This window comes from Paenibacillus cellulositrophicus (assembly GCF_009363095.1).
Classification (GTDB): Bacteria; Bacillota; Bacilli; order Paenibacillales; family Paenibacillaceae; genus Paenibacillus_AQ; species Paenibacillus_AQ favisporus.
Genome location: NZ_CP045295.1, coordinates 4,389,515 through 4,410,000, shown reverse-complemented (window position 1 = coordinate 4,410,000; position 20,486 = coordinate 4,389,515). Strand labels below are relative to the sequence as shown.

Annotated in this window: 36 protein-coding genes (1 of these 36 cut by a window edge); 3 read left to right on the top strand and 33 right to left on the bottom strand. The window is 49.1% G+C overall.

Features of this window, described 5'->3' with window-relative positions:
* Window positions 1–160: the 3' end of a polysaccharide deacetylase family sporulation protein PdaB gene (gene pdaB, locus GCU45_RS19730; protein ID WP_152400034.1), read on the top strand. 647 nt of this gene lie to the left of the window's left edge; the window shows 160 of its 807 coding nt (coding positions 648–807); its start codon lies off the left edge, out of view; the stop codon is at window positions 158–160.
* A 30-nt stretch (window positions 161–190) separates the two neighbouring features.
* Here pdaB and GCU45_RS19725 read toward each other — a convergent pair whose 3' ends face one another.
* Entirely contained in the window at window positions 191–781 is a 591-nt protein-coding gene (locus tag GCU45_RS19725) for a KinB-signaling pathway activation protein (RefSeq protein WP_076176769.1), read from the bottom strand.
* Window positions 782–908: 127 nt separating this feature from the next.
* Here GCU45_RS19725 and gerD point away from each other — a divergent pair, with 127 nt between their 5' ends.
* A complete protein-coding gene (gene gerD / locus GCU45_RS19720; protein WP_145142656.1) occupies window positions 909–1,628 on the top strand; it encodes a spore germination lipoprotein GerD in 720 nt (239 codons plus the stop codon).
* A gap of 58 nt (window positions 1,629–1,686) precedes the next feature.
* Here the strand turns inward: gerD and GCU45_RS19715 are convergent, their stop codons facing one another.
* From GCU45_RS19715 to GCU45_RS19700, 4 genes are all read right to left on the bottom strand, one after another.
* On the bottom strand, window positions 1,687–2,790 hold the full coding sequence (locus tag GCU45_RS19715) for an Mrp/NBP35 family ATP-binding protein (RefSeq protein WP_152400033.1): 1,104 nt from the start codon (window positions 2,788–2,790) through the stop codon (window positions 1,687–1,689).
* 72 nt (window positions 2,791–2,862) lie between these two features.
* Window positions 2,863–3,630, bottom strand: a complete 768-nt coding sequence (gene cwlD, locus GCU45_RS19710; RefSeq protein WP_089549801.1) for an N-acetylmuramoyl-L-alanine amidase CwlD — start codon at window positions 3,628–3,630, stop codon at window positions 2,863–2,865.
* Between the two features lie 69 nt (window positions 3,631–3,699).
* Window positions 3,700–4,869 carry a sulfate adenylyltransferase gene (gene sat, locus GCU45_RS19705; protein WP_105441894.1) on the bottom strand — a complete coding sequence of 390 codons (1,170 nt, stop codon included), beginning with the start codon at window positions 4,867–4,869 and terminating at the stop codon, window positions 3,700–3,702.
* A 33-nt stretch (window positions 4,870–4,902) separates the two neighbouring features.
* Complete coding sequence (locus GCU45_RS19700) at window positions 4,903–5,595, bottom strand: phosphoadenylyl-sulfate reductase (protein WP_076176764.1); 693 nt, start codon at window positions 5,593–5,595, stop codon at window positions 4,903–4,905.
* 335 nt (window positions 5,596–5,930) lie between these two features.
* Between GCU45_RS19700 and GCU45_RS19695 the strand changes: the two genes are divergently transcribed.
* Complete coding sequence (locus GCU45_RS19695; protein WP_152400032.1) at window positions 5,931–6,164, top strand: hypothetical protein; 234 nt, start codon at window positions 5,931–5,933, stop codon at window positions 6,162–6,164.
* A gap of 110 nt (window positions 6,165–6,274) precedes the next feature.
* Here the strand turns inward: GCU45_RS19695 and rpsI are convergent, their stop codons facing one another.
* The 28 genes from rpsI to rplV all read right to left on the bottom strand — a co-directional run bounded on the left by rpsI (window position 6,275) and on the right by rplV (window position 20,476).
* A complete protein-coding gene (gene rpsI, locus GCU45_RS19690) occupies window positions 6,275–6,667 on the bottom strand; it encodes a 30S ribosomal protein S9 (protein WP_076176762.1) in 393 nt (130 codons plus the stop codon).
* Between the two features lie 19 nt (window positions 6,668–6,686).
* Window positions 6,687–7,124, bottom strand: a complete 438-nt coding sequence (gene rplM / locus GCU45_RS19685; protein ID WP_076176761.1) for a 50S ribosomal protein L13 — start codon at window positions 7,122–7,124, stop codon at window positions 6,687–6,689.
* A 134-nt stretch (window positions 7,125–7,258) separates the two neighbouring features.
* Window positions 7,259–8,083 carry a tRNA pseudouridine(38-40) synthase TruA gene (gene truA, locus GCU45_RS19680; RefSeq protein WP_152400031.1) on the bottom strand — a complete coding sequence of 275 codons (825 nt, stop codon included), beginning with the start codon at window positions 8,081–8,083 and terminating at the stop codon, window positions 7,259–7,261.
* Window positions 8,084–8,343: 260 nt separating this feature from the next.
* A complete protein-coding gene (gene rplQ / locus GCU45_RS19675; protein ID WP_076176759.1) occupies window positions 8,344–8,709 on the bottom strand; it encodes a 50S ribosomal protein L17 in 366 nt (121 codons plus the stop codon).
* Between the two features lie 33 nt (window positions 8,710–8,742).
* Entirely contained in the window at window positions 8,743–9,687 is a 945-nt protein-coding gene (locus GCU45_RS19670; RefSeq protein ID WP_076176758.1) for a DNA-directed RNA polymerase subunit alpha, read from the bottom strand.
* Window positions 9,688–9,822: 135 nt separating this feature from the next.
* The gene (gene rpsK, locus GCU45_RS19665; RefSeq protein WP_009589209.1) at window positions 9,823–10,218 is read right to left on the bottom strand and encodes a 30S ribosomal protein S11; all 396 of its coding nucleotides are present in this window, start codon (window positions 10,216–10,218) and stop codon (window positions 9,823–9,825) included.
* A gap of 19 nt (window positions 10,219–10,237) precedes the next feature.
* Window positions 10,238–10,606, bottom strand: coding sequence for a 30S ribosomal protein S13 (rpsM, locus tag GCU45_RS19660; RefSeq protein ID WP_076176757.1), 369 nt, complete (start codon window positions 10,604–10,606; stop codon window positions 10,238–10,240).
* 21 nt (window positions 10,607–10,627) lie between these two features.
* Window positions 10,628–10,741 (bottom strand): 50S ribosomal protein L36, encoded by a 114-nt coding sequence (gene rpmJ / locus GCU45_RS19655; protein WP_026688601.1) that lies wholly within the window; start codon window positions 10,739–10,741, stop codon window positions 10,628–10,630.
* 155 nt (window positions 10,742–10,896) lie between these two features.
* The gene (gene infA / locus GCU45_RS19650; RefSeq protein WP_017692098.1) at window positions 10,897–11,112 is read right to left on the bottom strand and encodes a translation initiation factor IF-1; all 216 of its coding nucleotides are present in this window, start codon (window positions 11,110–11,112) and stop codon (window positions 10,897–10,899) included.
* A 2-nt stretch (window positions 11,113–11,114) separates the two neighbouring features.
* Window positions 11,115–11,423: a KOW domain-containing RNA-binding protein gene (locus tag GCU45_RS19645; protein WP_076176756.1), complete on the bottom strand. Its 309-nt coding sequence runs from the start codon at window positions 11,421–11,423 to the stop codon at window positions 11,115–11,117.
* Window positions 11,424–11,433: 10 nt separating this feature from the next.
* Window positions 11,434–12,186, bottom strand: coding sequence for a type I methionyl aminopeptidase (map, locus tag GCU45_RS19640; protein WP_094600163.1), 753 nt, complete (start codon window positions 12,184–12,186; stop codon window positions 11,434–11,436).
* Between the two features lie 5 nt (window positions 12,187–12,191).
* The gene (locus GCU45_RS19635) at window positions 12,192–12,836 is read right to left on the bottom strand and encodes an adenylate kinase (protein ID WP_076176754.1); all 645 of its coding nucleotides are present in this window, start codon (window positions 12,834–12,836) and stop codon (window positions 12,192–12,194) included.
* Window positions 12,837–12,922: 86 nt separating this feature from the next.
* Window positions 12,923–14,221 (bottom strand): preprotein translocase subunit SecY, encoded by a 1,299-nt coding sequence (gene secY, locus GCU45_RS19630; RefSeq protein WP_076176753.1) that lies wholly within the window; start codon window positions 14,219–14,221, stop codon window positions 12,923–12,925.
* Entirely contained in the window at window positions 14,221–14,661 is a 441-nt protein-coding gene (gene rplO / locus GCU45_RS19625) for a 50S ribosomal protein L15 (RefSeq protein ID WP_076176752.1), read from the bottom strand. Before rplO ends, secY begins: the two co-directional genes overlap by 1 nt.
* A gap of 47 nt (window positions 14,662–14,708) precedes the next feature.
* Window positions 14,709–14,894 carry a 50S ribosomal protein L30 gene (gene rpmD / locus GCU45_RS19620; protein ID WP_076176751.1) on the bottom strand — a complete coding sequence of 62 codons (186 nt, stop codon included), beginning with the start codon at window positions 14,892–14,894 and terminating at the stop codon, window positions 14,709–14,711.
* Window positions 14,895–14,906: 12 nt separating this feature from the next.
* Window positions 14,907–15,404 carry a 30S ribosomal protein S5 gene (rpsE, locus tag GCU45_RS19615; RefSeq protein ID WP_076176750.1) on the bottom strand — a complete coding sequence of 166 codons (498 nt, stop codon included), beginning with the start codon at window positions 15,402–15,404 and terminating at the stop codon, window positions 14,907–14,909.
* A gap of 26 nt (window positions 15,405–15,430) precedes the next feature.
* Window positions 15,431–15,799 carry a 50S ribosomal protein L18 gene (rplR, locus tag GCU45_RS19610; protein WP_152400030.1) on the bottom strand — a complete coding sequence of 123 codons (369 nt, stop codon included), beginning with the start codon at window positions 15,797–15,799 and terminating at the stop codon, window positions 15,431–15,433.
* An 84-nt stretch (window positions 15,800–15,883) separates the two neighbouring features.
* Entirely contained in the window at window positions 15,884–16,426 is a 543-nt protein-coding gene (gene rplF / locus GCU45_RS19605; protein ID WP_076176748.1) for a 50S ribosomal protein L6, read from the bottom strand.
* A gap of 30 nt (window positions 16,427–16,456) precedes the next feature.
* Entirely contained in the window at window positions 16,457–16,855 is a 399-nt protein-coding gene (gene rpsH / locus GCU45_RS19600) for a 30S ribosomal protein S8 (protein ID WP_076176747.1), read from the bottom strand.
* A gap of 33 nt (window positions 16,856–16,888) precedes the next feature.
* The gene (locus tag GCU45_RS19595; RefSeq protein WP_013312154.1) at window positions 16,889–17,074 is read right to left on the bottom strand and encodes a type Z 30S ribosomal protein S14; all 186 of its coding nucleotides are present in this window, start codon (window positions 17,072–17,074) and stop codon (window positions 16,889–16,891) included.
* Window positions 17,075–17,120: 46 nt separating this feature from the next.
* A complete protein-coding gene (rplE, locus tag GCU45_RS19590; protein WP_076176746.1) occupies window positions 17,121–17,663 on the bottom strand; it encodes a 50S ribosomal protein L5 in 543 nt (180 codons plus the stop codon).
* Between the two features lie 31 nt (window positions 17,664–17,694).
* A complete protein-coding gene (rplX, locus tag GCU45_RS19585; protein ID WP_076176745.1) occupies window positions 17,695–18,048 on the bottom strand; it encodes a 50S ribosomal protein L24 in 354 nt (117 codons plus the stop codon).
* Between the two features lie 76 nt (window positions 18,049–18,124).
* Window positions 18,125–18,493: a 50S ribosomal protein L14 gene (gene rplN, locus GCU45_RS19580; protein WP_076176744.1), complete on the bottom strand. Its 369-nt coding sequence runs from the start codon at window positions 18,491–18,493 to the stop codon at window positions 18,125–18,127.
* A gap of 36 nt (window positions 18,494–18,529) precedes the next feature.
* Complete coding sequence (rpsQ, locus tag GCU45_RS19575) at window positions 18,530–18,796, bottom strand: 30S ribosomal protein S17 (protein WP_025336666.1); 267 nt, start codon at window positions 18,794–18,796, stop codon at window positions 18,530–18,532.
* A 44-nt stretch (window positions 18,797–18,840) separates the two neighbouring features.
* Window positions 18,841–19,038: a 50S ribosomal protein L29 gene (gene rpmC, locus GCU45_RS19570; RefSeq protein WP_076176743.1), complete on the bottom strand. Its 198-nt coding sequence runs from the start codon at window positions 19,036–19,038 to the stop codon at window positions 18,841–18,843.
* Window positions 19,028–19,462 (bottom strand): 50S ribosomal protein L16, encoded by a 435-nt coding sequence (gene rplP / locus GCU45_RS19565; RefSeq protein ID WP_076176742.1) that lies wholly within the window; start codon window positions 19,460–19,462, stop codon window positions 19,028–19,030. Before rplP ends, rpmC begins: the two co-directional genes overlap by 11 nt.
* A 2-nt stretch (window positions 19,463–19,464) precedes the next feature.
* Window positions 19,465–20,130 carry a 30S ribosomal protein S3 gene (gene rpsC, locus GCU45_RS19560; RefSeq protein ID WP_105441900.1) on the bottom strand — a complete coding sequence of 222 codons (666 nt, stop codon included), beginning with the start codon at window positions 20,128–20,130 and terminating at the stop codon, window positions 19,465–19,467.
* A 13-nt stretch (window positions 20,131–20,143) separates the two neighbouring features.
* Window positions 20,144–20,476: a 50S ribosomal protein L22 gene (rplV, locus tag GCU45_RS19555; protein WP_094600174.1), complete on the bottom strand. Its 333-nt coding sequence runs from the start codon at window positions 20,474–20,476 to the stop codon at window positions 20,144–20,146.
* Window positions 20,477–20,486: the final 10 nt, after the last annotated feature.

Below are 20,486 nucleotides of genomic sequence, written 5' to 3'. Positions count from 1 at the left end.
GACCCATGAAGCGCTCCCGGTCATCATTGATGAGCTCCGCAAGCAGGGGTACGAATTCGTAACCGTATCCGATCTGCTCAGCCAAGCGGATTCTAAGGGAAAAGAGATTCACGACCAAGCGGCCATGCAGCAAGCTATTGATGACGCAGCCGGCATGTAATGATAAGCAGAGAAAAAAGAGCTAAGGATCTTAGCTCTTTTTTGCGTTCAACACTTTATGAAGGATTAAAATTTGGTAAGCATTGCAGACGATCAGCGGAACCAGAATAAAGACGGTGGCGTTGTTGACGCCGATTTTGAGTCCTCCCACCAGCTCCACGATCGTGATCGCCGTCATGAAGAAGATTGTCGGTATCCAAGCGGTCGGATTGGTCGCTTTCGCCTTAAAATAAGCTACAACAATGGCTACGACAAGGATCGATATACCGACAACCAAGTCGGAAATCTGGCTGTTCTCCTTCCCGACGAAGGAGCGGAAAAACATGACTTCAAGCAGCGCCAAAACCGCGAGAACAAGCTGTATGTACTGCCATACTTTCTTAGGGAACACCCCGATGGCTGTGTAATTCAAAATCATATAAGCGAAGAAGCCAAGCTGGGAATAGACGCTGACCATCAGGCCGTACCCGAATAAAATAACCAGATAAAACAAGTAATCCGCTGGCCCCTTAAATTTAATTATACCGCTTCCAAACTGCAGCAGCACCCCGGCCACAATCGCCGCTATGGAGCCGGCAAGCAGCGTTTTCCAAAATAATGTCATCCATCTTTTTAAGTTCAAATATTCTGCACCCCCAAGACTTTATTTTACCAACGTTCACAATAAAAAACCATCCATGCCTCGACATATTTCGAATTTTCGGATGCCATACTACAAACAGGATCTGAAGCAAAGGAGGACAACACAGATGAAGTGGCCGGTTATCGGTTTATGTGCGCTTTTTCTCGGTATTTCCGCGGCTCTGACAGGCTGTGGTTCGGAACAGAGCTATGCCCCGCCCCAGAGCGATTATAAAGAGATGAAAACGATGGTTGTCGATATCCTGAAGAGCGATGAAGGCAAGAAAGCCGTTGAGGATGCCCTGAAAGGCGGCGGCAGCGGTTCGGGAAGCAGCGGCTCCGGTTCTGGTTCGGGGCTCGGTATGCAGATGATGTCGCTTCAAGCCGGAGAGCAGATCCGGACGGCCGTCAAAGACACCATTACCGCTCCGGAATACAAGAAAGAGTTCGAAAAAATCATGACAGATCCCCAGTTTGCCGGGGACTTCGCCAAAGCCATCAGCTCGCAGAACAAGCAGCTGCATATGCAGTTGATCAAAGATCCTACTTATCAGCAATCCGTCGCCGAAATTATGAAGTCACCCGAAGTCATGAAAATGTTCCTGGATATTACCAAGACCCCTGAATACCGCAAGCAGTCAATGACCGTCATGCAGGAAGCCATGCAGAACCCGTTGTTTAGAATAGAAGTCATGAACATGCTGAAGGATGTCGTGACCCAAGAACTCCAGCCTAAAGTCGAGAAATCGCAAAAGAAAGGCGGGAGTAAAGGTCAAGAAGGCGGGGACCAAGGCAGCAGTGAAGGCGGCAGCAAGGAAAACGGCGAGGGCGGCGGTGGAGGAAGTTAACGGCATTAAAAAAAGCCCCGATTGGGGCTTTTTTGGTGTGATGAAGCAAATGTGTAGTTTATTGCTCGCACTTAGCAACAATCGATGCGGCCAATTGACTGTAGATCTGACCCGTCGGCGTGTCCGCCTTATATACAGACGGTGAGAAGTCCGGTTCGGAGACATGGTTATCCGGCGCTCCAAGCGGCAGCTGCGCCAGCAATTCCGTATGAAGCGTTTCCGCCAATTGTCCGCCTCCGCCCCGTCCGAATACGTAATCCCGCTTGCCGCAGTCTGAGCACTCGTAATAAGCCATATTTTCGACGACGCCCAAAATGTCATGATTGGTCTGAAGCGCCATCGCTCCGGCACGAGCGGCTACGAAAGCAGCAGTAGCGTGCGGTGTCGTGACGATGATCTCCTTGCTCTGCGGCAGCATCTGATGAACGTCAAGGGCCACATCGCCCGTTCCCGGCGGCAAGTCAAGCAGCATATAATCGAGCTGTCCCCAACCGACGTCGCTGAAAAATTGGTGCAGCATTTTGCCGAGCATCGGACCGCGCCAAATGACCGGGTTGTTCTCACGGATAAAGAAGCCCATCGACATCACCTTCACGCCAAAGCGCTCCACAGGGATGATGGTGTTGTCCTCTACCACCGGCCCCTCTTCAATCCCCATCATATCCGGCACGCTGAAGCCGTAAATGTCGGCGTCAATAAGACCTACGCGCTTGCCCATACGGGCCAAGGCTGCAGCCAGGTTGACGGTCACCGTCGATTTGCCGACGCCGCCCTTACCGCTTGCTACCGCGATAAATTGGACGTTCGGATCCTGCAGCAGCTGGTTGTGCTCCAGCCCGGCGGCATGTCCCTTAACGAGCTTATCCTCGTCCTCCTGGCGCATGCGCGCCGACTCGCCTAATATTTTCTCGCGTTCCAGCTCGTTAGCCTCCCGCATCCGGATGTGAATCTCCGCACCCTCTGCGTCCCCAAGCCGTTCCCGGATGTCACTCTCAAGCGCCTTGGCGTAATCCTCACGCTTGTCTAAGGTGATGACCGACAGTGAAATCCGGCTTTCCTTCACAACGATATCTCTTATCATTTGCAGCTCAATCAGGCTCTTCCCTGTGACAGGCTCGACGATTGGCTGTAATAGCTGTTGCACTTGCTCACGTGATAACATGCTGGCAGCACCTCTGCTTTATAGTATTCATCTTAAGTTCCATCTAAAGCCTCAGGTGCTATTATACCATTCTCAAGGATTTTCTGACGACACTTTCGCCTTCTCGCCGGACAAATACCGGAGAACCCCCTTGTAGACCGATGCGGCGACCTTGCGCTGGTAGCTCTCATCCCTGAGCAGCTCTGACTCCTGCGGATGGGACAGAAATCCCACCTCCACCAGAGCCGAAGGCATTTTCAGCGCTTGAAGCAGATATACCGTATTCACCGTTTTGGCCACCCTGTCCGTATTTTCGAGGTTCCGCTTAATCTCATCCTGAATTAATGCAGCCAGTCCTGCGTTGTCCGGATGATTCGGATAATAAAACGTCTGGGCGCCACGGTATCGGTTCGACGGAAAGCTGTTCATGTGAATGCTTAAAAACAGATCCGCATGCTTGTCCTCAATGAATTTGGCCCGCTGCTTCAAATCCTCCGTCTTCCGTTTGGAGTACCCTCTCGTATCGCCGGCTAGGTCGTAGTCGCCTTCTCGGGTCATCACGACGATCGCACCCGCCTGCTGCAAATAGTCGCGCAGATATAGGGCGATCGCCAGGTTAATGTCTTTTTCGATCACGCCCTGCTTGCTGACGGCACCTCCGTCCGGCCCGCCGTGACCAGCATCCAGTGCGATTACTTTCCCGGACAGGGGCAGACCCAAGGAACCCGTCGTCTTTGCGGCAGGTATTTGGTATGTGGCCACCGCAATAAAAACAACCAGCAGGCAGAGGCCGATCAGCGCTTTTTTGACCGTGCTGACTCGGATCCACAGCACCTGTTTCTTTCGTCCCTGCTTGGACATAAAAAATCCACCTCCGTTCCCCATATCGACTCTACACATCTATATGGGGCGAGGTGGACAAATAGTACTTTATGAAGATACTTGTGCGGACATCCCTTCGATCAAAATCTTAGCGACCTCAGGACGGGTAAATTCCGGTGGTGGGCAGACGCCGTCCCGCAGAAGACCGCGTACCTTCGTACCGGACAAGGTCAAATGATCTTCCTTCGGATGCGGGCAGGTTTTGCTGGATGCCATATTGCCGCACTTTTTGCAGAAGAAGCTGTGTTCGAAAAACAGCGGGGTAATGCCAAGTTCTTCCGCCGTGAAATTCGAGAAAATTTCCTGGGCTTCATAGGTGCCGTAGTAGTCGCCTACGCCGGCGTGGTCGCGGCCGACGATAAAATGGGTACAGCCGTAATTTTTGCGGACCATCGCATGGAAAATGGCTTCTCTCGGGCCAGCATAACGCATAGCAGCCGGAAACACGCCAAGGAACGTACGATCGGCCGGGTAGTAGTTTTCGAGCAGAACCAGATAACTCTTCATCCGGACGTTGGCCGGAACATCATCCGACTTGGTTTCACCAACGAGAGGGTTCAGGAACAGCGCGTCGACGATCTCAAGCGCACTCTTCTGAATGTACTCATGAGCCCGGTGAACCGGGTTGCGGGTCTGGAAGCCGACAACCTTCTTCCATCCCTTCTCTGCAAAAATACGGCGCGTCTCCGCCGGATCAAAATAAAACTCGCCAAACTTGGCCGGTTTCGGACGGTTCAGCACCTGAATGCTTCCGCCTACATAGTTCGACGGGCGCTCAAACAGCTTCTTGACGCCAGGATGCTCGGAATCGCTTGCCTTGAATACCTTAGTCGCTTCAGCGGTCTGATCGACGCTGTAAATGCTCTCGACATCAAGGACGGCATACACCACCCCGTCTTCGGCTCCTACGAGGGCTGCCTTGTCGCCTACAGCGAGTTCCGCAGCCTTCTCATCGTCCACAGCCAGCGTAATCGGAATGCTCCATACCGTGCCGTCCGCCAGCCTCATGCGGTCGACGACCGACTGGTAATCCTGCTCATTCATAAAACCCGTCAACGGGGAAAAAGCGCCTACGCCAATCAGATCGATATCCGAAATCGTCCAAGTATTCACAGGAATCTGTTTAAAACCGGCCGCAGCTTGCAGCAGCTCTTCTCTGGCCTGGCCTTCAGCAATACGGTTAATTAAGGTACCTCCGTGAGGCTGAATCGCTGTCATCTTTTCGCTCCCCTTCTTCTGGTCCGTTATTTATTACTTATGAAGTCCGCATTCAATTTTGTCACTGTTTGCCCAGCGTCCAGCACGAGGATCTTCTCCAGGGGCAACTGCACGCGTGCAGTGCATGCATCCGATACTCGGGAAGTTCATGTCGTGAAGCGGGTTGTAGAATACCTGGTTTTCACGAATGTAGTGCCATACGTCGTCGGAAGTCCAGTCAGCCAGCGGATTGAATTTAACAAGTCCGAATTTGTTGTCGTATTCCACCTTCTTGGCGTTAGCCCGGGTAGGCGCCTGATCGCGGCGGATGCCGGTAATCCAAGCGTCGTACTGGGACAAGATCCGGGTCAAAGGCTCTACCTTACGGATGTTGCAGCATGCGTTAGGATCGGATTTCCACAGTTCTTCGCCATGGGCAGCCGCCTGCTCTTCGGGTGTCAGCTTCGGCGATACTCTTACGAACTCAATGCCATATTTGGCGGCCAGGCGGTCCCGGGTTTCGTACGTTTCTTTAAAGTGGAAATCGGTATCGAGGTAAAAGATGTCGGTCGATGGGCTTACCTTTTGCAAAATATCAACGAGCACGACGTCTTCAGCACCAAAGCTGCAGGCGAACGTAATGTTCGGGAATGTCTCCACCGCAAGTCGGATCAATTCTTCAGCCGTAGCATGTTCCATTTCTTCGGCTTGTTTCTGGATCCATTGTTCCTTTTCGAGCAAATTCATACCAGATGCCTCCATTCTGAATAAAAGTATCGTTTGTAATTCACTATAATCCCTACTGAAATAATATGATTAATCACAAGTATAAAGTAAAACTGCTGGTTGTCAATTCCTTTCCGCCGTATTTTTTATCATTTTGGAATAAAGATTTTGAATAAGAGGCTCGTATGGCAATTTCTTCGCATTCCCCTATGCATAAACGCACTTTTGGGGATGACATACTAATCCGGTAAAGGGGTTTGGGGCTGACAAGCTGTATACGCCGCTGTGTACAGAGGGCACCGGGCCACAGCAACATTGGGCTATATACACTAGATTATTGGGAAGGGGTGTTCTTGGTGATCGTATCTTCGCATCAACTGAAAAATGTGAGCGGGCCGCTGTTTTGCGAGACCTGCAGCCAGCTGTCCGATCAGTTCAATGTATGGTGGACGGACGGTAAAAATGATGATGGTCTGGACTACTGCAACATTCATGTGGAATGCGCCACCTGTCACAATGAGGTATTTCACAAGTCAGCCGTCGGGGATATTCATAATCTGGACGACGCGATTACCGTGCTGAGCCAATAAAACGGCTGAGAGTGCTTTAGGCGGAGCGGGATGTCCCTTACGTTAAAGACAACAAAAAATCGCCCTAGACCAGTAATGGCCAGGGCGATTTGTACATATAAAAGTAAATATTAACGTTTCGAGAATTGTGGCGCGCGACGAGCGGCTTTGAGACCGTATTTTTTACGTTCTTTCATCCGTGGGTCACGAGTCAGGAAGCCTGCCTTTTTCAGAGCTGGACGGTATTCCGGATCTGCTTTCAGCAGAGCGCGGGAAATCCCGTGGCGAATGGCTCCGGCTTGGCCGGAAATGCCGCCGCCGTTGGCAATAACGAGCACGTCGTATTGTCCCAGCGTTTCAGTCAAAGTCAGTGGTTGTTTTACGATCAGTTTGAGGGTTTCCAAACCGAAGTATTCGTTGATATCACGTTTATTGATGACAATGCGTCCTTCACCCGGTACAAGGCGAACACGAGCTACCGAATGTTTACGACGACCTGTCCCATAGTATTGTACTTGTGCCATGAAACTGTCCTCCTTTTAATTAGCCGCGAAGTTCGTAAACTTCTGGGTTTTGTGCTGCATGCGGATGTTCAGTACCTGCGTATACTTTCAGTCTCAGCTTCATTTTCTCGCCCATGCGAGTTTTAGGAAGCATACCGTGAACAGCGGATTCCAATACACGTTCTGGCTTGCTGTTCAGCAGATCCTGAGCGTTTGTCACTTTCAAACCACCTGGATGCAGGGAGTGACGGTAGTATTTCTTGTTCTGAAGCTTCTTGCCTGTCAGGTGAACCTTCTCAGCGTTGATGATGACAACGAAGTCACCTGTGTCAACATGAGTGGTGAATTGAGGCTTATGTTTACCGCGGATCAGGGCCGCAGCTTCGCTCGCCAGACGTCCGAGCGTTTTGCCTTCGGCATCAATGATGTGCCATTTGCGCTCTACTTCATTTGGCTTGGCCATATAGGTCGTACGCATGAATAGTTCCTCCTTGGTTTCGTCCGAAAACATTTATCTTCGTTCAATTGTCATTGTTAAAAAGTTAATTTTCATGTTAGGAATGTGAATCTCTTAACTGGGGCTGTGGGAAAGCCATTAAGAAAACACAACTTTTATTTTACAGTAAACCCAGGCAAATCGCAAGCTGATTTTAAATTATTTTCATCAGCCGCTTCATACTCGACGTTCCATAAAATCAGTCCCTTGGCGACAGCTGTAGGCCCCGCTTTGGACCGGTCTTTGGCTTCGAGGATCGCCGGCATATCTCCTGGCTTCTTGCGGCCTTTCCCGATCTCCAGCAGCGTTCCCACGATAATACGGACCATATGCTGAAGAAAGCCGCTCCCTGTGACGTAGATATGGATTAGCCCCTGATCCCGAGTCCCTGGACGGCACATGGAATCATCTACCACGAGCTCGGCCTCATACAGCGTCCGGATATGGGAAGGCTTCGTAGAATGGCGCGAAGCAAAGGAAGTAAAGTCATGAGTCCCGATCAGATGCTTCAATCCTTCCGCCATTGCCGCAATGTCCAGCTTGACGGGATGATGGAATTGGGTTCGTCTCTGGAACAGATCCGGAAACTGGTTGGCATTGATGGTATACCGGTACGTTTTCCGTTTGGCCGACCTTCTGGAGTGGAACTCCAGCGGAACTTCGGCCGCCTCCCAGACGATAATGTCTTGGGGCAGCCTCGAGTTGAGGGCGATGCACCAGCGCTCGACGGGAATATCGGAAGAGGTGATGAAGTTAAACACCTGGCCGCGAGCATGCACGCCGGCGTCTGTTCGCCCGGAAGCATGGATCTTGACCTCTTCCCCTGTCAGCAGCCTGATCGCCTTCTCCAGGGCATCCTGGACCGTGCTGCCGTCCGGCTGGGTCTGGAATCCGCAGTAATCCGTACCGTCATAACTGACCTTCATGCATAGGTTGCGCATTTCTTAAACCTCCTGAATCCGATACCGCATGGTTTCCCGATGAACGGGGAATCCTATCCATTCGTACGTTTTTACACAAAAACGGCCCCACCGCGATATCACGGCGGAGCCGTTCCTGTATTCTGGCTCGGATGAACCGGTTGCTTCTTTTCAGAAAAAGAAGCTCCCTTCAGGAGCTCCTTAGACACGTCCCTAGAAGTGAAAAAAAGGGTTTGATCAGAATCATGGATTCCTTCCACCCTTTCCTCATCCTCATCAGTTTACGCGCGGTCAACCAGTTCCAAATAAACCATAGGCGCGGAATCACCGCGACGAGGTCCGAGCTTCAGGATACGTGTGTATCCGCCTGGACGCTCAGCGTAACGTGTAGCCAGCTCGCTGAACAGTTTTTGGATTGCGTCTTGCTCCCCATCTACCGTTTCACGACGAACGAATGCTGCCACTTGGCGACGGGCATGAAGATCACCCTTCTTTGCTTTCGTGATCAGCTTTTCAGCGATCGTGCGAACTTCTTTCGCTTTCGCTTCTGTCGTTTGGATACGCTCGTATAAGAACAGGTCGGTTACCAGGTCACGGAACAAAGCTTTACGTGCGCTGGAATCGCGGCCCAACTTTTGGTATGCCATGTTTTCCCCTCCTTCGCTAACAATCCTAAGATGCTATTCTTCTGTACGGAGTCCCAAACCGAGCTCTTCGAGCTTCTCTTGAACTTCCTCCAAAGATTTGCGGCCCAGGTTGCGGACTTTCATCATATCTTCTTCGGTTTTCGTGGTCAGCTCTTGCACCGTATTGATACCGGCACGTTTGAGACAGTTGTAAGAACGTACGGAGAGATCCAGCTCTTCGATTGTCATCTCAAGCACTTTTTCTTTTTTGTCTTCTTCTTTTTCGACCATGATTTCCGCATCTTTCGCTTCGTCCGTGAGACCCACGAACAGCATCAAATGCTCGGTCAAAATTTTGGCGCCGAGGCTAACCGCCTCTTCTGGTCTGATGCTGCCATCAGTCCATACTTCAAGCGTCAATTTGTCGTAGTTGGTCACTTGACCAACCCGCGTATTCTCCACGCCGTAATTCACGCGGCTAATCGGGGTATAGATAGAATCGACCGGGATGACGCCAATGGGTTGATCATCACGTTTATTCTTATCTGCTTGGACATAGCCACGACCGCGGTTAGCAAAAATACGCATATGGAGTCTCGATCCAGGACCCAGTGTAGCAATATGCAGGTCCGGATTGAGAATTTCCACATCGCTGTCCGCCCGGATGTCTCCTGCCGTCACGACTCCTTCGCCCTCAGCATCGATTTCGAACACTTTCTCTTCGTCCGAATGAATTTTCAGGGAAAGAGCCTTCAGGTTCAGAATAATTTCCGTTACGTCTTCCATGACGCCCGGAACCGTTGAGAATTCATGAAGCACACCGTCAATCTGAACAGATGTAACGGCCGCGCCAGGCAGCGAGGAGAGCAGAATCCGGCGAAGTGAATTCCCCAGAGTCGTTCCATATCCTCTTTCCAGCGGCTCTACCACAAATTTTCCATAGGCTCCGTCTTCACTGACGTCTACGGTCTCAATTTTCGGCTTTTCGATTTCAATCACGCAAGTACCCCTCCTTCAAACGTCGCTCCTATATGAAACTGTCACCTTGTTCAAGTGTATCCATGTAGTATGCCTAAACAACCATTATTAGCAGATTGTGCCGGTTTTATACCACATTCCCAGGTTGACTATCAATTAGACACGACGACGTTTTGGCGGGCGGCAACCGTTGTGAGGAATTGGAGTTACGTCTTTGATCAGGTTGACTTCCAGACCAGCAGCTTGCAAAGAACGGATCGCTGCTTCACGGCCTGCACCTGGACCTTTAACCATAACCTCAACTGCCTTCATACCATGTTCCATTGCAGCTTTGGCAGCTGTTTCAGCAGCCATTTGCGCAGCAAACGGAGTGGATTTACGGGAACCTTTGAATCCGAGGCCGCCGGAGCTTGCCCAAGAAATTGCGTTACCGTGAGGATCCGTGATCGTTACGATCGTATTGTTGAACGTGGAACGGATATGAGCCACGCCAGATTCAATATTTTTACGGTCACGACGTTTAGTACGTACGACTTTTTTCGGTTTAGCCATTGTCTTTTATCCCCCCTTATTATTTCTTCTTGTTCGCTACAGTACGACGAGGGCCTTTCCGTGTACGAGCATTGGTTTTAGTACGTTGTCCACGAACCGGCAGACCGCGGCGATGACGCACACCACGATAGCATCCGATTTCAACGAGACGCTTAATATTTAAGGAAATTTCACGACGCAGGTCACCTTCAACCTTAACCCCTTTGTCGATCGTTTCACGCAATTTGCTGACTTCATCTTCCGTCAAATCACGAACACGAGTGTCCGGATTGATGCCTGTTTCGCTCAGAATTTTCTGGGAAGTCGTTTTACCGATTCCGAAAATATAAGTCAAGGCGATCTCAACGCGTTTGTCACGTGGCAAATCCACACCAGCTATACGAGCCATTTTACGCTACACCCCCTTCTCTTAACCTTGTTTTTGTTTGTGCTTCGGATTTTCACAGATAACCATTACAGTACCTTTGCGACGAATGACTTTGCATTTTTCGCACATAGGCTTTACAGAAGGTCTTACCTTCATGTTCATTACCTCCCTAAAGTTTTGCCAAGCAAAACTCTCTTCGTAGGATGACTCGGAGTCAACCGGACCAGGTCCGGATAAAATGTTCACTACGTTAATTGCTGCAAACGGGATGTTTAACATCCTGAACGTTTCCCCTAAAGGAAACGGAATTGCTATTTACGATAAGTTATACGACCTTTGGTTAGATCATAAGGCGATAACTGAACGACCACTTTGTCGCCTGTTAGAATACGGATAAAGTGCATCCGCAGCTTACCGGAAACATGGGCAAGAATCTGATGACCGTTCTCCAGTTCGACCTTGAACGTTGCATTCGGCAATGGTTCAAGAACCGTGCCTTCCACTTCAATAACATCTTCTTTGGCCACAGTCAGTCTCCTTTCTCTTCAGCTTGGGATTCGGTGGACTTCATAAACTTCATCACTGCATAACGCAGCTTTCCGTTTGTGACCCGACCGCTTTCTTTTAAACTGTCAACAACCTCACTGCTGATAAACTTTTGGGGTTCCAGATGCAATAGATTCTTCTTCTTGCACTGGTCAAACTTTCGTTTGTCCCCGTCAGCTATATACACAAATCTGCTGTCAGCTATGGATACGACCACGGCGAGCTGTCCGGCATCCTTGCCTTTCAGGATCTTCACAATTTGACCGATTTGCGGGCTGCTTTGATTGCTCAAGAACGATCACCTACACATCCAGTTTTGTGAAAATCTCCATGCCGTCAGGCGTCACAGCCACCGTATGCTCAAAATGGGCACACAGGGAGCCGTCAACCGTAACGACCGTCCAGTTGTCTTCCAGCGTCTTAACATACCTTGATCCGGCATTGACCATCGGTTCGATCGCCAACACCATGCCGGGTTTAAGCCGAGGCCCTCGGTCCGGCGTGCCAAAGTTCGGAATTTGTGGTTCTTCATGCAGTTCTGCCCCAACACCGTGCCCGACATACTCCCGGACAACCGAGAAGCCGGCATCTTCAATCACGCGTTGAATGGCATGCGAGATCGTAAACAGGCGCACATCAGGTTTGACAAGCTCTAAGCCTGCATATAAAGACCTTTCGGTGACGTCCAGCAGACGCTGGGCTTCCTCCGAAATGCTCCCTACAGGATAGGTCCAAGCGGAGTCTCCATGGTAACCACGGTACTGCGCACCGATGTCTAGCGTAATAATGTCGCCTTCGTTTAATTTGCGTTTGCCGGGAAATCCGTGCACCAATTGATCATTGACTGAAGCGCAAATGCTGGCAGGAAAACCATTGTAGCCTTTAAAAGACGGCAGCGCATGTTGACTGCGAATGTAGTGGTCTGCAATCCGATCAAGTTCTCCGGTAGTGATCCCCGGCTCGATGTGTTTGGCCATGAGGCGATGCGTTTCCGCAACGATCCGTCCGGCCTCCCTCATAAAGCCAAGTTCCGTTTCGGACTTACAAATGATCATTACAATTAACCTCGCAGTACCGATACGATTTCATCAGATACCGTACCGATTTCCTGATCCCCATCGATCTGACGCAAAAGACCTTTGTTCTCATAAAACGTAAGGAGCGGTGCTGTTTTGTTGATATATTCGTCCAGGCGGGTACCTACGCTCTCTTCGTTATCATCCGAGCGCTGATACAGTTCGCCTCCGCATTTATCACATACACCTTCCTGTTTTGGCGGGTTGAAAATCACATGATAAGTTGCACCGCAGTTCTTGCAGATCCGGCGTCCCGTAAGGCGCGCCATCAGCTTGTCGCGGTCAACTTTCAGGTTGATGACATGATCAAGCTTCGTGTTCAGTCTGCTAAGAATTTCATCCAGCGCTTCCGCTTGCGAAAGGGTTCTTGGAAAGCCGTCCAATAAAAAACCTTTTTCGCAATCGGACTGCTGCAGACGTTCTTCAACAATGCCGATCGTTACATCATCCGGTACCAGGAGTCCTTGGTCCATGTATTCTTTGGCTTTCTTCCCGATGGGAGTTCCCTGTTTAATCGCCAAACGAAATGCATCGCCTGTCGAAATATGGGGAATGCCGAATTCATTGACAATGACTTCCGCCTGTGTTCCCTTACCTGCCCCAGGAGGGCCCATGAATAGTATGTTCACGTTTCTCTCTCCCTCCAAACACTACCGTTACAAGAAACAACGCAATAAGCACCGGGAAGTTCAATGGACTTCACCGGGACCTATTACTATTTATTGATAAAGCCTTTGTAATGGCGCTTAATCAATTGACTTTCGATGGTCTTCATTGTATCCAATGCCACACCGATGACGATGAGCAGTGAAGTTCCCCCGATTTTCACCGAGTTCGGCAGACCGGCAAGCGTACCGAAACCGATCGGAAGCAGAGAAATAACGGCCAGGAAGATGGCGCCGGTCATCGTTAACCGGGACATTACGCGGGTCAGGTACTTCTCAGTCGCTTTACCAGGACGAATGCCAGGAATGTAGCCACCGTTTTTCTTCATGTTATCAGCCATTTGGTTTGGATTCATCTGCACGAATGTGTAGAAGAAAGTGAAACCAATGATCATCAGAACATACAGTACCATACCAAGAGGGTAGTCATATCTCAAGTTCGTTTGGATCCATTGGGCCCAAGCATGAGTTGACCAGAAGCTCGCAATAATCGTAGGAAACTGCAGCAAGGAGACAGCGAAGATGACCGGAATAACGCCCGCAGCATTGATCTTGAGCGGAATATGCGTATTCTGTCCGCCGTACATTTTGTTGCCTACCACACGTTTTGCGTACTGCACAGGAATTTTACGAATCGCTTGCTGGATGTAAATGACACCCGCAATAATCGCCACGATCACAATAAGTATGATGATCGTCTTGAGTGTATTCATAAATACCTGACCATCTTGAATAAAGTTGGAACTCGCTGTACTCCGGATATACATCGGGATGTTAGCGACAATCCCTGCAAAAATCAGAATGGAAATACCATTACCGATTCCTTTTTCAGTAATTTGTTCACCAAGCCACATCAGGAATGCCGTACCTGCGGTCAATACGATCGCAACGAGCAGGTAATCCACGAAGGTGGCGTTAGGAATCATTTGCGTACCGTACAACCGGTTAAAACCGATGGCCATCGCAAACGACTGAATCAGGCCCAATACTATCGTACCATAGCGTGTCAATTGCGCTGACTTCTTCTTCCCGTGCTCGCCTTGTTTAGCCCATTCGGCAAGTTTCGGGACGACATCCATCGACAACAACTGCACGATGATGGACGAGGTAATATACGGCACGATCCCGAGGGCAAAGATGGAGAACTGATGAAGCGCTCCTCCCGAGAACGTGTTTAAGAGACCAAACAACTCGCTACCCTGCTGATTCGTTTGCTCCAGGACCGTTTTATCAACGCCTGGAACAGGAACGAATGAACCGATACGGTAAATGATCAGTACAAACAAGGTGAACAAGATTCTCTTGCGTAGGTCCTCAACCCGCCATATATTCTTCAGGGTCTTAAACATTAGATCACCTCGGTTTTACCGCCGGCAGCCTCGATTTTCTCTACCGCAGATTGAGAGAACTTGTTTGCTTTTACAGTCAATTTTACGGTTACTTCGCCATTACCAAGAATTTTGATGCCGCTCTTCGTGTTTTTCACGACGCCGCTTTCCACCAAAAACTCAGGAGTTACTTCAGTACCCTCTGCAAAGCTGTTCAGTTCCTCGATGTTCACGATCGCATACTCTTTCCGCGTAGGATTTACAAATCCACGTTTCGGCAGACGACGATACAATGGGTTTTGCCCACCTTCGAAGCCAGGACGCACACCGCCGCCGGAACGAGCGTTTTGACCTTTGTGACCACGGCCAGATGTTTTACCAGTACCGCTACTTGTACCACGGCCAACACGTTTGCGTTCTTTGCGGGATCCAGCAGCTGAGGAAAGTTCGTGTAACTTCATCGTTCGTTGCACCTCCTTAATATTTCTAGGTTAATCTTGTTGCAAGATTAACCTTCAATTTCAGTAACAGATACCAAGTGGCTCACTTTGTTGATCATTCCGCGAATTGCAGGATTGTCGTTATGAACCACCGTCGAATTTAATTTACGCAAGCCGAGAGTTTTTACAGTCGTGCGCTGAGTTTCAGGACGGCCGATCAAACTGCGGACGAGGGTAATTTGAAGTTTAGCCATGACATTCCCTCCTTAACCGAGCAGCTCTTCGACAGATTTGCCACGCAATTTGGCTACATCTTCAGCACGCTTCAGGCGGGACAAGCCCTCCAAAGTCGCGTTGACCATGTTCATGGAGTTCGAAGAACCCAAAGATTTTGTCAAGATGTCACCTACACCTGCCAGCTCCAGTACGGCACGTACAGGACCGCCGGCGATAACTCCAGTACCTTCAGACGCTGGTTTCAAAAGAACGCGTCCAGCACCAAAGTGGCCAGTGACCAGGTGAGGAATTGATGTTCCAACGAGAGGAACGTGAATCAGATTTTTCTTAGCATCTTCGATGCCTTTGCGGATGGCATCAGGAACTTCGCCTGCTTTACCGATACCAGCACCAACCCAGCCTTTGCCGTCACCGACAACTACCAGCGCGCTGAAGCTGAAACGGCGTCCGCCTTTTACTACTTTAGCAACGCGGTTAATATTAACCACTCTTTCAGTCAGTTCCAAAGTGTTAGGATCTACACGCAAGTCGTTTACCTCCTTTTTAGAAATTCTTAGAATTCCAAGCCTGCTTCGCGAGCTGCGTCAGCCAGAGCTTGAATCCGTCCATGGTACAGGTATCCTCCGCGGTCGAATACGATTGAAGTATGACCTTTTTCTTTTGCACGCTTAGCAACGAGTTCGCCGACTTGACGAGCAGCCTCAACGCTGCCGCCGTTTTTCACGGAACCGCTAAGCTCTTTATCAACTGTAGACGCAGAAACGATGGTTACGCCAGCTACGTCGTCGATCAGTTGAGCGTAGATATGTTTAGAAGAACGGAATACGTTCAAACGTGGGCGTTCAGCAGTACCTTCGATCTTCTTGCGTACACGCAGATGACGTTTGAGACGAGCTTTGTTCTTATCCTCTTTTGTAATCATGTCTTCCCTTTCACTCCTTTCAGTTTTGCCATGACAGCTTCACTTTAAGACGCACGGGGTAAAGAAGGCTTAAGAAATAACTGCTTATTTCTTCTTACCTGCTTTACCTTCCTTACGGATAATGCGCTCACCTTCATACTTAATCCCTTTACCTTTGTAAGGCTCAGGCTCGCGAACGGAACGGATTTTAGCGGCGTATGCACCTACGCGCTCTTTATCGATACCGCGAACGATGATTTTCGTATTTGCAGGCACTTCGAACTCGATACCTGGTTCTGGAGTGATTTCAACCGGATGAGAGTAACCAACGTTCAGGACGATCTTATCTCCAGACTTGCTTGCACGATATCCGACCCCAACCAACTCCAGAGATTTCGAAAAGCCTTCAGTTACTCCGCTCACCATGTTGTTGACAACGCTGCGGGTCGTGCCGTGAAGCGAACGATGCGCTTTGTTGTCGGATGGGCGCTCAACGACGATTTCGTTGTTTTCTACCGTTACCTTCATGTCTTTATGAAGTTCACGAGTCAAAGATCCTTTCGGTCCTTTAACCGTAATAACGGAATTGTTCAGTGTGATATCCACACCGCTTGGTACTGCGATTGGTTTGCGACCAATACGGGACATGTGTTGCACCTCCTTGTTCTGTGACGTGTATTACCAAACGTAGCAGACAACTTCTCCGCCAGCTTTGGATTGACGAGCTTCTTTGTCGGTCATAACTCCCTTGGATGTGGAGATAATCGCAATACCCAAACCGCCGAGGACACGAGGAATTTCGTTGCTCTTCGTGTACACGCGCAGACCTGGTTTACTGATTCTCTTCAAACCGGAGATGACGCGTTCATTGTTGGCACCGTATTTCAGGAAAACACGGATAATCCCTTGTTTGTTGTCATCGATATATTCTGCATCACGGATGAAACCTTCACGCTTCAAAATGTCAGCGATTTGTTTTTTCATCGTCGAAGCAGGCATTTCAACCGTTTCGTGACGCACAGTGTTGGCGTTACGAATACGAGTCAGCATATCTGCAATTGGATCAGACATAGTCATTTTGTGTGAACCTCCTTCCCGATTGTAAACTTCTTACCAGCTTGCTTTTTTCACGCCAGGGATCTGGCCTTTATAAGCTAATTCACGGAAACAAATTCTGCAAATTTTGAACTTTTGCAGTACCGAATGTGGACGACCGCAACGTTCGCAGCGTGTATAAGCACGCACTTTAAACTTAGGCGTACGTTGTTGTTTTACTTTCATCGAAGTTTTTGCCACTTAGCCTGACACCTCCTAAAAATTTTCGGAGAAATGGATTTGCGAATTACTTCGCAAAAGGCATTCCCAATTGAGCGAGCAGCTCGCGGGACTCTTCGTCAGTTTTAGCCGTCGTTACGATAACGATATCCATACCACGGACTTTATCAACTTTATCATACTCGATCTCAGGGAAGATCAGCTGTTCCTTGAGGCCAAGTGTGTAGTTGCCGCGTCCATCAAATGCTTTGGTAGACACGCCGTGGAAGTCACGGACACGTGGAAGGGTAACGTTGAACAATTTGTCCAGGAAGTAGTACATACGCTCTCCGCGCAGTGTTACCTTCACACCGATCGGCATATTCTCACGCAGTTTGAATCCGGCGATGGATTTTTTAGCACGAGTAATTACCGGCTTTTGACCAGCAATCAGCTGCATATCATTAACTGCGGCATCCAGTACTTTCGAGTTGGATACGGCATCACCCACACCCATGTTGATGACAACCTTCTCGATTTTAGGTACCTGCATTACCGTAGAATAACTGAACTTCTGCATCAAAGCAGGAGTAACTTCATTCAAAAAACGTTCTTTCATTCTTGCTGCCATGAATTATGAACCTCCTTTCTTAACGATTCGATTAGTCGATAACCTCTCCGGACTTCTTCGCAACACGGACCTTTTTACCGTTATCCAGCGTTTTGTAACCGATACGGGTTACTTTGCCGCTCTTCGGATCGATATGCATCACGTTGGATACATGGATCGGTGCTTCCTGCTCGATGATTCCGCCTTGAGGGTTGGATTGGTTCGGCTTTTGGTGTTTCTTCACCATGTTCACGCCTTCGACAAGCACACGGTTTTCACGAGGATACGCTGCGATGACACGGCCTTTTTTGCCTTTGTCTTTACCGCTGATGACCATAACCGTATCTTCTTTCTTCACGTGCAGTTTGTTGCTGTGCGATTCCAGAACCTTTTTCACTTTCGGCATTTTGTTACACCTCCTATGACTGCATGTCAGCGATTTATCGGGATCCCGTAACAGCTCACTGTCCGGGAATCAGCTATTAGATTACTTCCGGTGCCAAGGAAACGATTTTCATGAAATCTTTGTCGCGAAGTTCGCGAGCCACTGGTCCGAAAATACGAGTTCCGCGCGGGCTTTTGTCTTCTTTAACAACAACCGCTGCGTTTTCGTCAAAAGAGATGTAAGATCCGTCTTTGCGGCGTACAGAACGCTTCGTACGAACCACAACAGCTTTAACAACATCACCTTTTTTGACAACGCCGCCTGGTGTTGCTTGTTTGACGGAGCAAACGATCAAATCACCGATGGCTGCTGTACGACGTCCCGTACCACCCAGCACGCGGATACACATCAGTTCCTTCGCACCGGAGTTGTCAGCTACTTGAAGACGTGTAAATGGTTGAATCATTGAAATTTCCTCCTTTCGGAAAAACTAACTCTATCTTTAGATGATAACCGCTTTTTCAACGACTTCTACCAGTCTCCAACGTTTGTCTTTAGAGAGTGGACGAGTTTCCATGATTTTAACGGTATCTCCGATTTGTGCTGTGTTGTTCTCATCATGCGCTTTAAATTTCTTCGTGTATTTAATGCGCTTGTGGTAGAGATCATGCTTTTTGTAAGTTTCAACGGCTACAACAATGGTTTTATCCATTTTGTCACTGACAACTTTACCGATTTGCACTTTACGAGCATTGCGTTCTTCGCTCATAGTTAGCCTCCTTCCTGATTACAGACGAGCACGGCTGTGATCTATTAACTAATCCCAAGTTCTCTTTCACGGATGACGGTTTTAGCACGAGCTATTTCCTTGCGTACATCACGGATCCGAGTTGGGTTATCAAGCTGTCCGGTAGCCAATTGAAAACGGAGGTTAAAGAGTTCCTCTTTAAAGCCCGCAATCTTTTGCTCGATTTCTGCAGTGGTCAAGTTACGCAGATCATTAGCTTTCATTTGCTTCACCACCCAATTCTTCACGTTTCACAAACTTCGTTTTGATCGGCAGCTTGTGAGCGGCGAGACGCATCGCTTCGCGAGCGATTTCCTCAGACACGCCTCCAAGTTCAAACATAATCTTGCCTGGTTTGACAACTGCGACCCATTTCTCAACGTTACCTTTACCGCTACCCATACGAACCTCAAGAGGTTTTTGAGTGATCGGCTTGTCAGGGAAAATCTTAATCCATACTTTACCGCCACGCTTGATGTAACGCGTCATCGCAATACGCGCTGCTTCAATCTGACGGTTCGTGATCCAAGTTGGCTCCAGAGCTTGCAAACCGAATTCACCGAAGTTCAGTTCAGTTCCGCCTTTTGCCATACCCTTCATGTGACCGCGTTGTTGCTTGCGGTGTTTTACACGTTTTGGTACCAACATGATTAGTTGCCTCCTTCCTGAGCAGCTTGTTTCTTAGCCGTAGGAAGAACCTCTCCACGATAGATCCATACTTTTACGCCGAGACGGCCATAAGTTGTATGCGCCTCAGCCGTACCGTAGTCGATGTCAGCACGAAGCGTATGAAGTGGAACAGTTCCTTCACTGTAGCCTTCCGAACGAGCGATCTCGGCGCCGCCAAGACGTCCGCCCACTTGAGTTTTGATTCCTTTAGCGCCTGAACGCATCGTTCTTTGGATCGCTTGTTTCAGAGCACGACGGAAAGAAACACGGCGTTCCAATTGCTGAGCAATGCTTTCTGCAACCAGGACAGCGTCCAGGTCAGCATGTTTAATTTCAGAGATGTTGATGTGAACTTTTTTACCGCCTGCAATTTTCGTAACTTGGCTGCGAAGTACTTCAACTTCGGAACCACCTTTACCGATAACCATGCCTGGTTTCGCAGTGTGGATAGTGACGTTCACACGATTTGCCGCTCTCTCGATCTCGATGCGAGAAACAGCAGAATCCTTCAATTTATTTTTCAGGTATTCACGGATTTTGACATCTTCCAGCAAAAGATTACCGAAATCTTTGCCAGCATACCATTTCGATTCCCAATCACGGATGATCCCGATACGGAGTCCGACTGGATTTACCTTTTGGCCCACACGTTATCCCTCCTTATTTTTCAGATACCACCAAAGTAATGTGGCTGGTGCGTTTATTGATCCGGCTCGCACGACCCATGGCGCGTGGACGGAATCTCTTCATTGTTGGGCCTTGGTTAACGAAAACCTGGCTCACAACCAAACTGTTAATATCCATCGAGTAGTTATGCTCAGCATTGGCGATCGCTGAGTTCAGCAGCTTCTCCACAACCAGGGAAGCCGATTTCGGAGTGTGGCGGAGAATGGCGATGGCCTCACCAACTTGCTTACCGCGGATCAAGTCAACAACGAGCTTGACTTTACGAGGAGCAATCCGAATAGATCTGGCATGTGCTTTTGCTTCCATTTGTTTTACC

Bases quoted from the DNA above. Each gene is read 5' to 3' on its own strand.
- gerD (WP_145142656.1), top strand. From the start codon at position 909: ATGAAGTGGCCGGTTATCGGTTTATGTGCGCTTTTTCTCGGTATTTCC.
- GCU45_RS19715 (WP_152400033.1), bottom strand. From the start codon at position 2,790: ATGTTATCACGTGAGCAAGTGCAACAGCTATTACAGCCAATCGTCGAG.
- cwlD (WP_089549801.1), bottom strand. From the start codon at position 3,630: ATGTCCAAGCAGGGACGAAAGAAACAGGTGCTGTGGATCCGAGTCAGC.
- sat (WP_105441894.1), bottom strand. From the start codon at position 4,869: ATGACAGCGATTCAGCCTCACGGAGGTACCTTAATTAACCGTATTGCT.
- GCU45_RS19700 (WP_076176764.1), bottom strand. From the start codon at position 5,595: ATGAATTTGCTCGAAAAGGAACAATGGATCCAGAAACAAGCCGAAGAA.
- rpsI (WP_076176762.1), bottom strand. From the start codon at position 6,667: ATGGCACAAGTACAATACTATGGGACAGGTCGTCGTAAACATTCGGTA.
- rplM (WP_076176761.1), bottom strand. From the start codon at position 7,124: ATGCGTACGACCTATATGGCCAAGCCAAATGAAGTAGAGCGCAAATGG.
- truA (WP_152400031.1), bottom strand. From the start codon at position 8,083: ATGCGCAACCTATGCATGAAGGTCAGTTATGACGGTACGGATTACTGC.
- rplQ (WP_076176759.1), bottom strand. From the start codon at position 8,709: ATGGCATACCAAAAGTTGGGCCGCGATTCCAGCGCACGTAAAGCTTTG.
- rpsK (WP_009589209.1), bottom strand. From the start codon at position 10,218: ATGGCTAAACCGAAAAAAGTCGTACGTACTAAACGTCGTGACCGTAAA.
- rpsM (WP_076176757.1), bottom strand. From the start codon at position 10,606: ATGGCTCGTATAGCTGGTGTGGATTTGCCACGTGACAAACGCGTTGAG.
- rpmJ (WP_026688601.1), bottom strand. From the start codon at position 10,741: ATGAAGGTAAGACCTTCTGTAAAGCCTATGTGCGAAAAATGCAAAGTC.
- map (WP_094600163.1), bottom strand. From the start codon at position 12,186: ATGATCATTTGTAAGTCCGAAACGGAACTTGGCTTTATGAGGGAGGCC.
- secY (WP_076176753.1), bottom strand. From the start codon at position 14,221: ATGTTTAAGACCCTGAAGAATATATGGCGGGTTGAGGACCTACGCAAG.
- rplO (WP_076176752.1), bottom strand. From the start codon at position 14,661: ATGAAGTTACACGAACTTTCCTCAGCTGCTGGATCCCGCAAAGAACGC.
- rpmD (WP_076176751.1), bottom strand. From the start codon at position 14,894: ATGGCTAAACTTCAAATTACCCTCGTCCGCAGTTTGATCGGCCGTCCT.
- rplR (WP_152400030.1), bottom strand. From the start codon at position 15,799: ATGATTACAAAAGAGGATAAGAACAAAGCTCGTCTCAAACGTCATCTG.
- rplF (WP_076176748.1), bottom strand. From the start codon at position 16,426: ATGTCCCGTATTGGTCGCAAACCAATCGCAGTACCAAGCGGTGTGGAT.
- rpsH (WP_076176747.1), bottom strand. From the start codon at position 16,855: ATGACTATGTCTGATCCAATTGCAGATATGCTGACTCGTATTCGTAAC.
- rplE (WP_076176746.1), bottom strand. From the start codon at position 17,663: ATGGCAGCAAGAATGAAAGAACGTTTTTTGAATGAAGTTACTCCTGCT.
- rplX (WP_076176745.1), bottom strand. From the start codon at position 18,048: ATGCCGAAAGTGAAAAAGGTTCTGGAATCGCACAGCAACAAACTGCAC.
- rplN (WP_076176744.1), bottom strand. From the start codon at position 18,493: ATGATTCAACCATTTACACGTCTTCAAGTAGCTGACAACTCCGGTGCG.
- rpsQ (WP_025336666.1), bottom strand. From the start codon at position 18,796: ATGAGCGAAGAACGCAATGCTCGTAAAGTGCAAATCGGTAAAGTTGTC.
- rpmC (WP_076176743.1), bottom strand. From the start codon at position 19,038: ATGAAAGCTAATGATCTGCGTAACTTGACCACTGCAGAAATCGAGCAA.
- rplP (WP_076176742.1), bottom strand. From the start codon at position 19,462: ATGTTGGTACCAAAACGTGTAAAACACCGCAAGCAACAACGCGGTCAC.
- rplV (WP_094600174.1), bottom strand. From the start codon at position 20,476: ATGGAAGCAAAAGCACATGCCAGATCTATTCGGATTGCTCCTCGTAAA.